A 15670-nucleotide genomic window follows, 5' to 3' on the forward strand; every position below is an offset into this window, starting at 1 on the left:
CCTTACCAGAGGCCCGCGCCGAGCGCGTAGGTGAGCCCGAAGGCGCCGGCGCCGAACAGCAGCCACGCCAGCAGCATCAGGCGCAGCGCTTCGCCGTAACGCAGGCCGCGCACGCGACCGGGGAACACGCGCGGCAGCGTCGTGTTCCAGAGCCACAGCACCGCGCCGGCAGCGACGATGACGCCGACAAACCAGACCACGAGCTGGAGGAGGGCGGAGGGGTCCATCACTTCACGCGGCTGACGTACTCGCCCGAGCGCGTGTCGACCTTGATGGTTTCTTCCTGGCCGACGAACAACGGCACGCGCACGACCGCGCCGGTTTCCAGCGTCGCCGGCTTGCCGCCGCCGCCCGAGGTATCGCCGCGGACGCCCGGATCGGTTTCGGTGATCTTCAGTTCGACGAAGTTCGGCGGCGTCACCATGATCGGCGTGCCGTTGAACAGCGTGACCACGCATTCTTCCTCGCCCTTAAGCCACTTGTCCGCGCCGCCCATGCCGTTCTTGTCGGCCTGCACCTGCTCGAAGGACTCGGGGTTCATGAAGTGCCAGTACTCGCCGTCGGCGTAGAGGAACTGCATGTCGGTGTCGACGACGTCGGCCTGTTCCACGCTGTCGGTCGCCTTCATCGTCATTTCGACGACGCGGCCGGACTTGATGGAGCGGTACTTCACGCGCGTGAACGCCTGACCCTTGCCCGGCTTGACGTATTCGGTGTCGATGATGACGCAGGGGTCGTTGTTGACCAGGATCTTCTGTCCGGTCTTGACGTCGTTCATGCCGAGGCTGGCCACGGTGTCGCTCCTGTTAAACGTTGTCTGCTTGCCGGCCGACCCGCGACGGGGCCGGCTAGAATGTCGAGCTCGCCATGATAGCCGAACCCCTTCCCCTCCCGCCGCTGCCCGCGCCGGACTGGCGCCACCAGTGGCGCGATTCCGTGCGCGATCCGCGTGAACTGCTCGAACTGCTCGGCCTCGATGCGGAGGCCGCGCGCATTTCCGAAACCGCCGCCGCGCAGTTCCCGTTGCGCGTCCCGCGTGCCTTCGTCGCGCGCATGCGGCATGGCGACGCGGCCGATCCCCTGCTTCGGCAGGTGCTCCCGCTGGACGACGAGGACCGCCTCGTGCCGGGCTTCGGGTTCGACGCGGTGGGCGATACGGCGGCGCGCACCGCGCACGGCGTGCTGCAGAAGTACCGCGGCCGCGCCCTCCTCGTGGCCACCGGCAGCTGCGCGATCCACTGCCGCTATTGCTTCCGCCGCCACTTCGATTACGCGGGCGACACCGCCGCGGCCGGCGCATGGACGCTGGCGATCGCGCACATTGCAGGCGACCCGACCCTCGATGAAGTCCTGCTCAGCGGCGGCGACCCGCTGGCCCTGGCCACGCCGAAGCTCGCCGAACTCACGGACGCGCTGGCCGGCATCGGGCATCTGAAGCGCCTGCGGATCCACACCCGCCTGCCGATCGTCTTGCCGGACCGCGTCGACGACGGTTTGCTCGCGTGGTTGCGGGCATTGCCGTGGCCGGTGACGGTGGTCGTACACGCCAACCACGCGAACGAGTTCGACGCCGCCGTCGACTCGGCCCTGGCCCGCCTGCGCGCGGCCGGCGCGATGCTGCTCAACCAGGCCGTGCTGCTGCGCGGGGTCAACGACTCCGTCGATGCGCTCGCGGCCTTGAGCGAACGCGGCCACCGCGCCGGCGTGCTGCCCTACTACCTGCACCAGCTCGACCGCGTGCAGGGCACGGCCCATTTCGAAGTCGACGACGCGCGGGCCATCCTCCTGCATCGCGCACTCGCGGCCCGGTTGTCGGGGTACCTGGTCCCACGCCTGGTCCGTGAACTCCCCGGCGATCCGGGCAAGCGACCCCTCGTTTGAGTGGGTGGCGCATGGACCTGCGCCCACCATTCGTGCCATAAGGTCAACCGTCCGTCGCCGGAACCGTTTCCCCTCCCCGGTCGACCGCACGACCCAGAGAGCCCCGGATGCGAGCCAAACAGGACAGCGTGCTGCGATTGCTGATCGTCGACGACAGTGTCGAGGCGGCCGAAGCCATCGTCAGCGGATTGCGCAACGCCGGCATCGCCGTGCGCGTGTCGCGCCCCGAGAACGAGGAATCGCTGCCCGCCCTCGTCGGTGGCGCGCTCGACCTCGTGATCGCGGCGAAGGATGCCAGGCAGCCCACGATGGCCGCCGCGATGCAGGCCATCGACGCCAGCGGCAAGGACATCCCCTTGCTGATGGTGGTCGACACCGTCGACGACAACACCCTGCTGCAGGCCAGCGAGCGCGGCGTGCGCGGCCTGATCCTGCGCGGCCGCATGCCGCACGTGCTCGCCACCGTGCGCGCCGAATGGGAAGACCTCGAGGCCCGCCGCGCGCAGCGCCTGCTCGAAGCGCAGGTGCGCGAGACCGAGCGCCGTTGCGATGCCCTCATCGACTCCTCGCGCGAACCCATCGCCTACGTGCACGAAGGCATGCATATCCGCGCGAACCAGGCCTACCTGGAGATGTTCGGTTTCGATTCCTTCGAAGACATCGAAGGCATGTCGCTGCTCGACCTCGTCGCGCCGAGCCATGTCGCCAACTTCAAGACGCTGCTCAAGGGCCTGTCGAAGGGCGACGTCCCGCCGCCGCGCTACGAGCTCGAAGCGCTAGACCAGGAAGGCAACCGCTTCCCCGCGACCATGGAATTCACCTCGGCCTTCTACGAAGGCGAGGCGTGCATCCAGATCGTCTTCCGCCGCCAGGAAACCGACCCGGAACTGGCCCGCGAAGTCGAGGAACTGCGCCAGCGCGACCAGGTCACCGGCCTGCTCAACCGCCCGACGTTCCTGCAGCAACTCGAATCCGCCGTCGGCGGCACCGCGCAGGGCGGCACGCACCTCGGCCTGGTGCTCATCGAGCCGGACCACTTCGTGCGGCTGTTGCAGGAAATCGGGCTGGATGCCGCCGACGACCTCGTCGCCGGTCTCGCCGGGCGCCTGCGCACCGCGCTGGGCCCCGACGACGTCGCGGCACGTTTCGGCGAACATCAATTCGCGGTGCTGTCCAGGAACAGCGACCACGTCGGCACCGTCGCGCTCGCCGAGCGCGTGCGCGCGGCGTTCGAAGGCCACGTGTTCGAAGTCGGCGAGCGTTCGCTGTCTGCAACGGTGAGCATCGGCGGCGTGCAGATCGGCGAGAAGATCGCTTCGGTCACGCAGGTGCTCGCCAAGGCCAGCCAGGGCGTGCAGTCGTCGGTCGCGGTCGGCGGCAATCGCGCGGAGATCTTCGATCCGGGTGCGGTGGACCGCGCCGAGGAAGAACGCGTTCGCGCGTGGGTCGAGCGCATCCGCGCAGCCGTGGACGGCGATGGCTTCGTCCTGCACTACCAGCCGGTCATCAGCCTGCATGGCGAACCGGGCGAGACCTACGAAGCCCTGTTGCGCCTGCGCGGCGCGGCCGAAGGCGAGCTCGTCGCGCCGCAGATGTTCCTGCCGGTGGCCGAGGAACACGGCTTGCTGTGGGAAATCGACCGTTGGGTCGCCGGCCGCGCGGTGCAGGTCATCGCCGAACGCGCACGCCAGCGCAAGGACACCACGCTGCTGGTCAAGATCACCCAGGCCTCCCTGGGCGACGACACGCTGGCGAAGTTCATCGGCGAGCAACTGGCCCTGCACAAGGTGCCGGGCGATCGCCTGGTGCTGCAGTTGCCGGAATCCAAGGTGTTCACGCACCTCAAGCAGGCCCAGGCCTTCCGTGCGACGGTGAAGCAGTTCGGTTGCCGCGTGGGCCTGGAACAGTTCGGCACGGGCCTCAATTCCTTCCAGCTGATGCAGCACTTCGAGCCGGCGATGGTGAAGATCGACCGTGCCTTCATCCAGGAACTCGCGCAGAACCCGGACAACCAGGCGAAGATCCGGGAATTCAGCGCGCGTGCGACCGAACAGGGTGCGAAAACGATCGCCGAATTCGTGCAGGACGCGGCGGCGATGACATTCCTGTTCACCAGCGGCGTCGACTACGTGCAGGGGCACTTCCTGGCCGCCGCCGGCCCGGACATGGACTACGACTTCCAGTAGTTTTCGCATGCGCGAAAACTTCCAGAGTTCGCGATGCGAACTCTGGACCCTGGGCTTATCACCTTCCAATTTCCCCGCGGCTGTCGCCGCGCCCCCTTTTACCAAAAGGGGGCTACCCGCTATCAGGTCACGACGTTCTGTCGCACCGCATTCGTGGAGGGCTGCCAATTGCGTAGCGCTTCGATGCGCTCTTCCAGCGGCGGATGCGACATCAGCAAGCGGCGCATGCCGACACCGACGCCACCGCTGATGCCGAACGCGGCGACCTGCTTGGGCAGCGTGCTTTCGCCGTAGGTCAGCGACAGGCGCTGCAATGCAGCGACCATCTTGTCGCGGCCGGCGAGCGTGGCGCCGCCCGCGTCGGCGCGGAACTCGCGGTGTCGCGAGAACCACATCGCGATCATGCTCGCGAACAGGCCGAACACCAGGTCGAGCACGAACACGATGATGTAGTAGCCGAAGCCACCGCCGCTGCCCTCGCGATTGCCGCTGATGTAACCGTCGACGACGCGGCCGACCACGCGCGCCAGCACGATCACGAAGGTATTCAGCACGCCTTGCAGCAGCGCCATCGTGACCATGTCGCCGTTCGCGACGTGGCTGACTTCATGGCCGAGGACGGCTTCTGCTTCATCGCGATCCATCGCGCGCAGCAGGCCGGTGGACACCGCGACCAACGCCTTGTTGCGGTTGGCGCCGGTGGCGAAGGCGTTGATTTCCGGTGCGTCGTAGATCGCCACTTCCGGCATGCCGATGCCGGCGGCCTTCGCCTGGCGCTGCACGGTGTCGAACAACCAGCGCTCGGTTTCGTTGCGCGGCTGCTCGATGACGTGGGCACCGGTGGCGCGCTTGGCCATCCACTTGGAAATCAGCAGCGAGATGATGGAGCCGCCGAAACCGAAGACGGCGGCGAACATCACCAGGCCGGCGGCCGACTGCGGGTTGATGCCGAGGACCGCCATCACCACGCTCAACAGGCCAAGGACGGCAAGGTTGGTGGCAAGGAACAACACGAGGCGCTTGAACATGGGTCGTCTCATCCGCGCCGCCGGAAAAAGCGGCCGTATTGGGGAAGTGAGGCGATGTTCGTTTAAATTCAAGCGCAATGTCGATGCGAACCGACCCGACCGAGCACCACCGGCATCCCGAAGCGCGACGTGGACGCTTCGCGCCATCGCCCACCGGGCCGCTGCATCCGGGCTCCCTGCTCGCCGCTTTCGGGAGCTGGCTGCTCGCCCGCCACGTAGGCGCGGAATGGTGGGTGCGCGTGGAAGACCTCGATCCGCCGCGTGAACAACCCGGCGCGATCGAACGCCAGCTCCGCACGCTCGAAGCCTTCGGCCTGCGCTCCGACGGCCCGATCCTGCGCCAGGGCGCGCGCGACGCGGCCTATCGCGATGCGCTCGATCGCCTGCTCGCCAGCGGCGCGGCATTCGAATGCTGGTGCAGCCGCGGCGATCTGGCCGGCAGCGGCGGCCTGCACCACGCCTGCGTCTCCGGGCCGCAACCCGGTCGCGTGCCGGCGATTCGCCTGCGTGTTCCGGTCGGAGAGACCGTGGCCTTCGACGATGCGATCCACGGGCGCGTGGCGCAGGATGTCGGCGCCGAGGTCGGCGATGTCGTCCTGCGGCGCGCCGACGGCTTCTGGGCCTACCAGCTCGCGGTGGTCGTCGACGATGCGGCGCAGGCGATCACCGATGTCGTCCGCGGCGCCGACCTGCTCGACTCCACGCCACGCCAGATCCTCCTGCAGCGCGCGCTGGGCCTGCCCACGCCGCGTTATGCGCACCTGCCACTGATCGTCGACGCGCAGGGGCGCAAGCTCTCGAAGTCAACGGACGCCGCGCCAATCGACGACGCCAACCCCCTGCCCGCGCTGCGCATGGCGTGGCGCGCACTGGGCCAGGCGCCGGCGGCGTTGGAATCGTGCACCGACGTGGCTGGAACGCTCGCCGCGGCGCTGGCCGCCTTCTCGCCAGCGCGCATTTCGTCGGAATCCGTTGCGTTGCACAACACAGGTGTCGCAATCGCGTCCTAGACTGGACCGACCGACGTTTTTTGCATCACACGACAGTCCAGGGAGAGGCACATGACATCCAGGGTGGCTTTGGTGACGGGCGGCACGGGCGGCATCGGCACGGCGATCTGCCGGCGGCTGGCGCTGGGCGGGCATCGGGTGGCGACGAACTACCGCAACGAGGAGAAGGCGCGCGCCTGGCAGGAACGGTTGCGCGCCGACGGCATCGAGGTCGCGCTCGCGCCCGGCGACGTCTCCAGCGACCAGGACGCGGAGGCGATGGTCCGCGCGGTGGAATCGCAGCTGGGTCCCGTCGAGATCCTCGTCAACAACGCGGGGATCACCCGCGACACCACCTTCCACAAGATGAGCGCGCTGCAGTGGCGCGAAGTCATCGGCACCAACCTGGATTCCTGCTTCAACGTCACGCGCCCGGTGATCGAAGGCATGCGGGCGCGCAAGTGGGGCCGCATCATCCAGATCGCCTCGATCAACGGGCAGAAGGGCCAGTACGGCCAGGCCAACTACGCCGCGGCCAAGGCGGGCATGCACGGCTTCACCATCTCGCTGGCGCAGGAGAATGCGAAGTTCGGCATCACCGTGAACACCGTGTCCCCGGGCTACATCGGCACCGACATGGTCATGGCCGTGCCGGAGGAAGTGCGCAACAAGATCGTCGCGCAGATTCCCACCGGCCGCCTCGGCGAACCGGACGAAATCGCGTACGCGGTGTCCTTCTTCATTCCCGATGAAGCGGGCTGGATCACGGGCGCCAACCTCTCGGCGAACGGCGGCCAATACATGGGCTGGTGAGGCGGCATCGGTGACCGGCCCCTGAAACCGGGTTCACCTTCATGACCTGAGGGTCTTGACAGGCCTGTTGCAATCCCCTGTTGCGGTGCGCCATGCTCGGGCACGCCGTCTTCGGGGGTCGACCGCATGCCACTTCGCGTCATCAAGAAATATCCCAACCGCCGTCTCTACGACACGCGGATTTCCAGCTACATCACCATCGAGGACGTGCGCCAGCTCATCGTCGATGGCGAGGAGTTCGAGGTGCGCGACGCCAAGACCGGCGAGGACCTCACCCGCTGCGTGCTGCTCCAGATCATCACCGAGCACGAACAGGACGGCGAACCGATCCTCTCCACCCAGTTGCTCAGCCAGATCATCCGGTTCTACGGGGATTCGCTGCAGGGCTTCATGGGCAACTATCTCGAGCGCTCGATGCAGATGTTCCTCGAGCAGCAGCAACAGTTCCGGCAGCAGATGAGCGGCCTGATCGGCCAGGCGCCGTGGACGATGCTCAACCAGCTGACCGAGAAGAACCTCGAGATGTGGAAGGACTTCCAGAACGGCCTGGTCGGCGGCATGGGCCGCCCCGCGGCGCCCCGCGCCACGCCGGCCCGGGACGAGAAGGACGCCAAGGACAAGACGAAGGCCTGATCCCCACGGTGACACGCCGCGAATGTGACCGGCGTGCGTTGACGGCCCCTCCTGCCGCTGGCACGCTGCCGGCTGTTGCAGTGCACCAATCATCAGGATTCCCATGAGCAAGCGCGTGGCCGTCGTGACCGGCGGCATCGGTGGTCTCGGTACCGAGATCTGCAAGACCCTCGCCCGCGCAGGGCGCACCGTCGTCGCCGCCGACCTCGGCGCGCGCGAGGAGCGCATCGCGCAATTCCGCCAGGACGTCGACGGCCTCGACGTGCATTTCGAATCCGGCAACGTCGGCGACTTCGACGCCTGCGGCGCGCTCGTCCGCAAGGTCGAAGCCGAACGCGGCCCGATCGACATCCTCGTCAACGCCGCCGGCATCACGCGCGACGGCACGCTGCGCAAGATGGAGCGCACCGACTGGGACGCCGTGCTGAACATCAACCTCGACGGCGTGTTCAACATGTGCCGCCACGTGGTGGACAGCATGACGGCGCGCGGTTTCGGCCGCGTGGTCAACATCAGCTCGGTGAACGGCCAGACCGGCCAGTTCGGCCAGACCAATTACTCCGCGGCCAAGGCCGGCATGCACGGCTTCACGATGGCGCTTGCACGCGAAGTCGCGCGCAAGGGCGTCACCGTCAACAGCGTGTCGCCGGGTTACTGCGAAACCGCGATGGTGATGGCGGTACCGGAAGACGTGCGCGTCAAGATCGTCGAAGGCGTGCCGGTCGGTCGGCTGGGCAAGCCGAGCGAAATCGCCCGCACGGTGGAATTCCTCACCAACGACGAAGCGGGCTTCATCACCGGCGCCAACATCCCGGTGAACGGCGGCCTGTTCATGAGCTTCTGACCGAAGACGGCGCTCAGTGCGCCGTCTCGCAGAACTTCTTCCGATATTCCATCGCCTTCGGCATCAAGGCCTGCAGGTTCTGGATGCGCGTGCCCGGGTTCGGGTGCGTGCTGGAGAATTCGGGCGGCGCCTGTCCGCCGCTCGCCTGCTCCATGCGCTGCCACAAGGGGATCGCTTCTTCCGGGTTGAAGCACGCCGCGGCGGCGAGCATCAGCCCCATTTCGTCGGCCTGCGTTTCCTGCTTGCGCGCATAGGGCAGCGCGCGGCCGTAGCCGTACACGGCCATCACCGCCTGCATCTGCTGCGCGTCCATGCCGCTCATCGCGCCGGCCATCTGGCCCATCTGCGCGAGTTTTTGTTCCGACATGCGCTGCGCACCGTGGCGCAACAACGCGTGCGTGATCTCGTGGCCCATCACGACCGCCATCGCGTCGTTGTTCTGCGCGACCGGGATCAGCCCCGTGTACACCGCCATCTTGCCGCCCGGCAGGCAGAACGCGTTGACCTGGTCGGACTGGATCAGGTTCACGTCCCAATCGAAGCTCTTTTCGATGTGCGGCGCCTGCATGTTGTGCTCGGCGGCGAGCGCGTCGGAGACCTCGGGAATCTTCGCGATCAGGCGTTGCGCGATCTGGCGAACCGCCGCGGCATTCGGATCGCTCGGCGGGACGATCTGCTCGGTCTGCTGCAATTCGTTCCAGGCCTGCAGGCCGAGCGCCTTCTCGTCGTCGGGCGTGATGCTCTGGTCGATGAGCACCTTTTCGCCCGTGAGCGGATCGTCGACGCGATTGGAGAACCAGTAATACGCCGCGTAGCCAGCGAACAACAACAACACCCACCAGCGAATCCCGCCGAACCCGATACCGCGCCGTCCTGACGCCTGGTTGCCGTAGGGACTGTTCATCGCCGCTCCTCGAAGGTGATTTGCGCCCTACAGTTCCCGCACGAGGCGGAAGCCGAGCCGCGCATTGGTGGTGTCGCCATCCGTGGACAAACGCCAGGCCGAGCGCACCTGTGCCGGTGCGCTCACCCACGACCCGCCGCGGATGACGCGCCGACGGCAGCCGGGATTGACCCAAGGCTGTCCGTCCGCGGGGGCGCGCCGGTACCCGACGTGCCAGCAGTCGGCGACCCACTCGCTGACGTTGCCGCTCAGGTCGTGAAGACCGAATGCATTGCCCGGATAACGGCCCGTCGGCGCCGGCCCCCAGTACCCGTCCGAGTAGCCGGGGAAGGCGTTGCGCCAGACGCGGCCCGTCGGCGAGCGATCGCTCGCCCCGGTCACGTTGCCCGCGAAGCGCGGCGGTATCCGGCTGCCCCACGCCAGGCTGCCTTCGCTGCCCGCCCGCTCGGCGTATTCGAACTGCGCCTCGCTCGGCAAGGCATAACGTTCGCCGGTCTGCTGCGAGAGCCAGTGCGCATAGGCTTCGGCGTCGCGCGCGCTGACGTGCAGCACCGGCATCGTATCGGCTGCGAGTTCGCCGAGATAATCGTGCCGCCAATCCACGCCGCTGCGGCGCACCAGCGTCCCGCTGCGCTCGTCGTAGACGATCGAGTGCCCGCGTCGTAACGCGCGCGGCTTGTACTGCGTGGCCTCCACGAAGCGGCGGAATTCGCCGACCGTGGTTTCGGTGCGCGCCATCGCGAACCCGCGTTCGAAGCGCACGTAATGCAGCGGACGCTCCGACGGGGACGCATCGGTTTCCCCATCGCGCGCGCCCATGCGGAAACCGCCGTGGGGCACGACCACCATCTGCGGCCCGCGCGCACCGCTGCGCAAGGCATCGGTGAACACCTGGCCGACGCGGAACAACCCGTAATGCGCGACCTGGTCGATGCGCGCGCGCAACTCCGCCGCGGCCGGATCGCCCGGCGGCGCGATGCGCAACATCTCCGACAAGGTGCGCCGCGCTTCGGGCAAACCGTTCTCGCGCATCAGCACCGCCATACCCTTGTCGCGCATGACATCGGCGCGGGCACGGCGTTGCGACAGGATCCGCGCGCGCGCGTCGTCGACCGTCGTCATGCCCGGCCGCACGCGATCGGCGAGGACCAGCCACTGTTCCGCGCCTGCGAAATCGCTTTGCGACGCCCGTTCTTCCGCGCGGCGGATCAGCGCGCTTTCGACCGCCGCGATGCCTTGCGAGGCGCGCGCATCGCCGGGGCGACGCTCCATCGCCTCGCGAAAATAATCCAGCGCGCCGCGGTCGCCCGGCGCTTCGCCCAGGCGGCCGGCTTGCAGTTCGCGCTCGCCGCGATGGTCCAGCTGCACCGATTGATCGGCGCGATCCACGCGCGAAAGATAGTCGCGCATCGACGCATCGTCCGGCGCGGCGGTGCGCCCCACTTCGCCGACTTCATGCGCGCGGATGAGCCCGTTCGGATCCTCGTCCATGCGGCCGAGCGCGGCATCGCCCTGCGCGATCAACAGCGCGATCGCGCGCGCCTGCGCTTTCTGGACATCGGCGTCGATGGGCTGGCGCGCGTGCAATTCCAGCAACAGGGGCACGGCGTCGCGCGGACCGCCGAAGAGGCGGCCTTCGGCGAGCGCCTGCTTCGCTTCGGCCAGCACGGCGGCTTCTTCGCCGGGGGCGATGATCACCGGCGGCGGTTGCCATGCGGGAACGACGACGGCTTCCTCGCCGGTGATGGTCACCAGCGGGTTGCGTTCGGCTTCCGGGGTGGCGGCTTGGTCCGCGCGCTTGCCATCGCAGGCGGCGAGCGCGAGAACGCACGCGAAGGCAAGCAGGCGGGGCGAGCGGGTCCGTGGAGGCGTCATGAACGTCCGTGGGGCCGTGACGCGACGATGGTGGGCCATCCCCGCCATCGGGGGCAACCGTGACGTGGGCGCGCCCGCCCGGTTAGTCTGGTGCCTTGTCCTTCCAGCAAGACCCCTCGTGCATCACTGGATCACCGACCCCACCGACCTCGCGGCGCGCCTTGCGCACCGCCCCACCCGCGTGGGACTGGACACCGAGTTCATCCGCGAACGCACCTACTGGCCGCAACTGGCGCTCGTGCAGATCGCGCTCGACGACGCCGACGGCACGCCGCAGATCCTCCTGGCCGACACGCTGAAGGACGGCATGTGCGACGCGCTCGCCCCGATGCTCGCCGACCCCGACGTGCTGAAGGTGATGCACAGCGCATCGGAAGACATCGTGGCGTTCAAGCGCGCGTGCGGCGTGGCGCCGACGCCGTTGTTCGACACGCAGATCGCCGCCGGGCTCGCGGGCGTCGGCGCAGGCATGGGCTATCAGCGCCTGGTGCAGGAACTGCTCGGCGTGACGCTGGAAAAAGGCGAACAACGCTCCGACTGGCTGCGCCGACCGCTCACCGATTCGCAACTGAAATACGCGGCCGACGACGTCGTGCACCTCGACGCGTTGTATCGCGGCCTGTCCGAACAACTCGATTCCCTCGGCCGCCGCGCATGGCTCGACGAAGACAGCGCGCGCCTGGCGCAAGGCGTCGACGAAGCCGGCGAACGCTGGCCGCACCTGTCGATGCGTTCGGCGCAATTCCTCGATACCGCGGGACAACACCGCCTTCTGCGCCTGCTGCGCTGGCGGGATGCCTACGCCCGCATCAGCGACCGCCCGCGCAGTTGGATCCTCGACAACGAACTGGCGACCACGCTCGCGCGCACCCCGCCGATCGACCGCGACGGTCTGAAGCGTCAACTCGACGCGATCCCCAAATCCCCGCGCAGCCTGGTCGACGCCATCTGGACCGCGCTGACCACCCCGCTCCCCGACGAAGCAGACGCCCCGCCCCCGCGCAGCGAGGAACGCGACAAGGCCGCCCTGCGCAAACTGCAGGACACGACCGCGGAAGTCGCACGCGAACTCGGCCTGCCCGATGGCGTCCTCGCCTCGCGGCGTTGGCTGGAGACGCTGCTGGATGGCCACGATTGGCCCGGCGCGTTGTCGGGATGGCGGCGGGAGCAACTGGAAGCGCGGCTCAAGCCGCTGCTGGCGACGGTCGGGAACTGAACGGGCCTTTTCGAATCCGCGACGCGGTGCGGATCGCCCGTTCCCGCTTGGCAGTCGTCCGGCGCCTCCGTATACTGCGCGACTTCGTGGGGCGGTAGCTCAGCTGGGAGAGCGTCGCGTTCGCAATGCGAAGGTCGGGAGTTCGATCCTCCTCCGCTCCACCATGAATTGAAAAGGGCGCCGAAAGGCGCCCTTTTCTTGTGCTGCTCACGGTGCAGCAGGCGCACTCGATCTCACGACACTCGTCGGCCGCGCGAACACATCGAAGCACAGCGCCTTACCGCTCGCCCCGCACGTCTTCGCAACCTCCCACGTAAACGCGTGCCCCTGCTGCGTGATCACGCGCTTCCATAGGGGTGTGTGTTTCGTCGCGGTCTGGTCGCTACGCGGGTAAGGCGATCGACCGATGATCGCCGGGTAGGCCTGGCCCGTGGGATCGAGTTGGTAAGTGTTGACCTCGGCGCGAAGGATGTTCGACGGCCCGGTCCCGACCTCCGTCGTCAACAGCTTCCCCTCCGAGACGCGGTGGCGATTGCCGAAGGTGTAACGACGGTAATCGCCAGGCCCCGTGACCTCCAGGACCTTCGTTTCCGGGCACGCGTTGGCTGCGCAGTTCTGCGCCCAGCTGCGATTGACCGGGCCGAAGACGTAGGTCCATTGCGCGGTCGTCAATCCCGGGCCGCTGATCGTCTTGCTGGTCAAGCCGACGACTTCGAAATAGAACGGTTGCAGCGATACGACGCCTTCGACGTTCGACCCGGGCGTCGAGGGGCATTGTTTGTCGACGTAAGACCGACCGTGCATCTGCGAGCCGAACGCGAACTCGCCCACCGCGCCCGACGGATGCGTGAGGGTGCCCGTGTACGCGTTCTGCGAGGTCGAGGCGGTTTGTTGCGAACACCGGAGCTCCGCATTCCTGGCGGCGGGGCTGGTGTAGGCCTCGCGCAGGTTCGCAAAGTCGATGCGCCACTTCGACTGATCCGGCAGGAGCACTTCCGTCAGGCCATTGCCATACACGTAACGCCACGTGCGCGTCCCGTCGCTGACCGCGGAGATGCGTGCTCCGCTCCAGGTCACCGTCAATGCACGGCCGTCGCTGGCGGCGATGCGGGTGAGCCGGCGCGGGTTCGCCGGATCGTAGGTGTAGGTCACCGTGTTGCCGAAGCGGTCGACGATCTTCGTGGGCAGAATGCGCACCTCTTCGCGATCAAGCACCGACGCGTTGGTGCTCACGGGCGCCCTGGGGACGGCCCGATCGCCGGTGCCGCCGCCTTCCTCGACGTTGCGCGTGATCCACGGCGCGAACTGCGTAACGAACCAATCGAAGTGGTAACGCGTGCCGTCCGGTGCCACCGCAAGAAACGCATCGCCGGCCACGCCGTTGGCCGTGTTCGACAGACAGGAAAAATACCACTGGTTGTTCGTGACCCAACGGTAGTGCTTGCCATCTTTCGGCATGTGGGGATTGGCCGCCGCGTCGACGGTCAACATCTCCTGGTCGCCAATGCCCGGGACGTAAAGCGAGTTCCCGCTCCAATACGTAAAACCCTCCCAGCCGCCGAAGGGTTTCCCCTGCGCCTCGGGCGCCTCCGCGGTGTTGGCCTGGCTCAGCGCGCAGCGCAGATCCTTCCCCGCTTCATTCCAACCATCGACCTGCCAGCCCTTCCCTTTCGCGAACACGCCATGCAGGTGCGGGATGTCGAGTTCCCAATCGGCGAAGCCGCCATCGCGCGACAGCAGATCGTTGCGCTCGCCGGCCACGCGGGATTGCACGACGAACCTGCGCCCGATCGAAACCGGCAACGCGTTGTTGCCCGGCAGACTCACGTCGGTGGCGGTGAACGTGGTTGCGCCGGTGTAGAGGCTGGTGGCATCGCCGAACAGATCCTCACCGAGCGCCGCAACCACCTCGGCGGTCTTGACGGTCTTGCCGTATTCCTCGGGAATCGTGACCTGCGCCGCGGCGGCGAACGAAACACACCCGATGGCGATTGCCCCTGTCCACTTCCGCATACCGGCTCCCGCGACGCGCGATGAATGCGTCAGTAGACGGCGCGCGCAGTGACTGCGGGTGCGCGACGCATCCGCCGATGCGATCGCCGACGCTGCAAATCGCGTTGGAATCGTCGCGCCGACGGGCATAGACTCCGCTCGTGCTGGGCCTTCCCACCATCCGTCTCGCGACACCGGACGATGCGCAAGCCATCGCGACGCTCTCGCGCGAGGCAATCGAACACGGCCTGCGCTGGCGCTACACGCCCGCGCGCATCCTCGCCGCCATCCGCAGTCGCACGGCCAACGTCGCCGTCATCCACGCGCACGGCGGCTTGCACGCCTTCGCGATCATGGATTACGGCGATACGACCGCGCACCTGGTGCTGCTCGGCGTGCAATCCACGCAACGGCGCCAAGGCCTGGGCGGTCGATTGCTCACCTGGCTGGAAGATGCGGCGCGCATCGCCGGCATCGAACGCATCGATGTCGAATGCCGCTCGGACAACCCCGGTGCGATCGCGTTCTACCGCCACCGGGGCTATCGCGTGCAGGGCGTGTTCGCGCATTACTACGAAAAGCGCATCGATGCGGTGCGCCTGGCGAAGACCTTGTTGCAGGATTCGCCGGAACGCGGTGGAGTCTAGGCCGACCGCAACGAACGCATCACGCGTTCGCCGCCTTTGCGAACAACGCCGACGCCACCATCCACAGCACCACGTACATGGCCGTGATGCCCAGCATCGTCACCGGCACGTCGAGCCTGCCGAGGATCGCGATCACGCCGGCCAGGGCCTGCGCGACGGCCGCGGCGACCATCGCGCGCGCCATGCCCCGTGCGCGGAAGCGCGCGAAGACCGCGCCGGCGATCGCGACCAGCAACACGCCGGCGTACATCAGGTTGGCGGGGTTGTGCTCGTCGCCGATCACGCCCACGGCGAGGTTCACCCACACCAGGAAGAACGCGGTGCCCACCGCCGCGGCGGCGCCTGCGCGATACGCCAGGCTGGCGCTCTTGCGCGCGAGCAGCTCATAGCTGCCGCAGGCGGCGGCCAGCATGATGCCGAAGGTGACGAAGTCGAGCGTGGTCCATTGCACCTCCCGCGTGAAGCGCATCGCGATCGCGGGCACGGCCAGCAGTGCGGCTGCGCCGGTCCAGATCGCCAGGCTCCAGCGGTTGCCGGCGCTACGGAGGTCTTCTGCCATGACGGTGCTCCTGCGATGAAAGTGGCGCCAGCCTGTCCATGTTCGGTGAGCCGCCGATGGCGCGTTTGTGAAGCGGGGAAGAAGTCGCCGTACACTCCGGCGA

The 15670-nt window shown here is 67.7% G+C and carries 15 protein-coding genes and 1 tRNA gene; 9 read left to right on the plus strand and 7 right to left on the minus strand.

Going from position 1 to position 15670, the window contains the following annotated elements; all coding sequences use genetic code 11:
* Positions 1-2: 2 nt before the first annotated feature.
* Both ACXJJ8_RS02830 and efp read right to left on the minus strand, forming a co-directional pair.
* The gene (locus tag ACXJJ8_RS02830; protein ID WP_499026791.1) at positions 3-227 is read right to left on the minus strand and encodes a hypothetical protein; all 225 of its coding nucleotides are present in this window, start codon (positions 225-227) and stop codon (positions 3-5) included.
* Entirely contained in the window at positions 227-793 is a 567-nt protein-coding gene (gene efp, locus ACXJJ8_RS02835; RefSeq protein WP_499026793.1) for an elongation factor P, read from the minus strand. The genes ACXJJ8_RS02830 and efp overlap by 1 nt, the downstream gene beginning before the upstream one ends.
* 74 nt (positions 794-867) lie before the next feature.
* Here efp and epmB point away from each other — a divergent pair, with 74 nt between their 5' ends.
* Positions 868-1881 (plus strand): EF-P beta-lysylation protein EpmB, encoded by a 1014-nt coding sequence (epmB, locus tag ACXJJ8_RS02840; protein WP_499026794.1) that lies wholly within the window; start codon positions 868-870, stop codon positions 1879-1881.
* 107 nt (positions 1882-1988) lie between these two features.
* On the plus strand, positions 1989-4067 hold the full coding sequence (locus tag ACXJJ8_RS02845) for a GGDEF/EAL domain-containing response regulator (protein WP_499026796.1): 2079 nt from the start codon (positions 1989-1991) through the stop codon (positions 4065-4067).
* Between the two features lie 122 nt (positions 4068-4189).
* Here ACXJJ8_RS02845 and htpX read toward each other — a convergent pair whose 3' ends face one another.
* On the minus strand, positions 4190-5095 hold the full coding sequence (gene htpX, locus ACXJJ8_RS02850) for a protease HtpX (protein WP_499026797.1): 906 nt from the start codon (positions 5093-5095) through the stop codon (positions 4190-4192).
* Positions 5096-5178: 83 nt separating this feature from the next.
* Here htpX and gluQRS point away from each other — a divergent pair, with 83 nt between their 5' ends.
* From gluQRS to phbB (ACXJJ8_RS02870), 4 genes are all read left to right on the plus strand, one after another.
* On the plus strand, positions 5179-6105 hold the full coding sequence (gluQRS, locus tag ACXJJ8_RS02855) for a tRNA glutamyl-Q(34) synthetase GluQRS (RefSeq protein WP_499026799.1): 927 nt from the start codon (positions 5179-5181) through the stop codon (positions 6103-6105).
* A gap of 51 nt (positions 6106-6156) precedes the next feature.
* On the plus strand, positions 6157-6897 hold the full coding sequence (phbB, locus tag ACXJJ8_RS02860; RefSeq protein WP_499026801.1) for an acetoacetyl-CoA reductase: 741 nt from the start codon (positions 6157-6159) through the stop codon (positions 6895-6897).
* A 126-nt stretch (positions 6898-7023) separates the two neighbouring features.
* Entirely contained in the window at positions 7024-7530 is a 507-nt protein-coding gene (phaR, locus tag ACXJJ8_RS02865; RefSeq protein WP_498964078.1) for a polyhydroxyalkanoate synthesis repressor PhaR, read from the plus strand.
* A 103-nt stretch (positions 7531-7633) separates the two neighbouring features.
* Positions 7634-8374 carry an acetoacetyl-CoA reductase gene (gene phbB / locus ACXJJ8_RS02870; protein WP_499026803.1) on the plus strand — a complete coding sequence of 247 codons (741 nt, stop codon included), beginning with the start codon at positions 7634-7636 and terminating at the stop codon, positions 8372-8374.
* Between the two features lie 13 nt (positions 8375-8387).
* Here the strand turns inward: phbB (ACXJJ8_RS02870) and ACXJJ8_RS02875 are convergent, their stop codons facing one another.
* Both ACXJJ8_RS02875 and ACXJJ8_RS02880 read right to left on the minus strand, forming a co-directional pair.
* Entirely contained in the window at positions 8388-9278 is an 891-nt protein-coding gene (locus ACXJJ8_RS02875; RefSeq protein ID WP_499026804.1) for a M48 family metallopeptidase, read from the minus strand.
* Between the two features lie 27 nt (positions 9279-9305).
* Positions 9306-11153: a formylglycine-generating enzyme family protein gene (locus ACXJJ8_RS02880; RefSeq protein WP_499026805.1), complete on the minus strand. Its 1848-nt coding sequence runs from the start codon at positions 11151-11153 to the stop codon at positions 9306-9308.
* A 118-nt stretch (positions 11154-11271) separates the two neighbouring features.
* Here ACXJJ8_RS02880 and rnd point away from each other — a divergent pair, with 118 nt between their 5' ends.
* Complete coding sequence (gene rnd / locus ACXJJ8_RS02885; RefSeq protein ID WP_499026806.1) at positions 11272-12369, plus strand: ribonuclease D; 1098 nt, start codon at positions 11272-11274, stop codon at positions 12367-12369.
* An 88-nt stretch (positions 12370-12457) separates the two neighbouring features.
* Positions 12458-12533: transfer RNA gene (locus ACXJJ8_RS02890), tRNA-Ala, on the plus strand.
* 43 nt (positions 12534-12576) lie between these two features.
* Here the strand turns inward: ACXJJ8_RS02890 and ACXJJ8_RS02895 are convergent.
* On the minus strand, positions 12577-14382 hold the full coding sequence (locus ACXJJ8_RS02895; RefSeq protein WP_499026807.1) for a hypothetical protein: 1806 nt from the start codon (positions 14380-14382) through the stop codon (positions 12577-12579).
* A 140-nt stretch (positions 14383-14522) separates the two neighbouring features.
* On the opposite strand from ACXJJ8_RS02895, the gene ACXJJ8_RS02900 reads away from it, so the two are divergent.
* A complete protein-coding gene (locus tag ACXJJ8_RS02900) occupies positions 14523-15008 on the plus strand; it encodes a GNAT family N-acetyltransferase (RefSeq protein ID WP_499026809.1) in 486 nt (161 codons plus the stop codon).
* A gap of 19 nt (positions 15009-15027) precedes the next feature.
* On the opposite strand, the gene ACXJJ8_RS02905 is transcribed toward ACXJJ8_RS02900, so the two are convergent.
* A complete protein-coding gene (locus ACXJJ8_RS02905; RefSeq protein ID WP_499026810.1) occupies positions 15028-15567 on the minus strand; it encodes a hypothetical protein in 540 nt (179 codons plus the stop codon).
* Between the last annotated feature and the right edge of the window lie 103 nt (positions 15568-15670).

The organism is Lysobacter sp. P5_C4 (assembly GCF_054049695.1).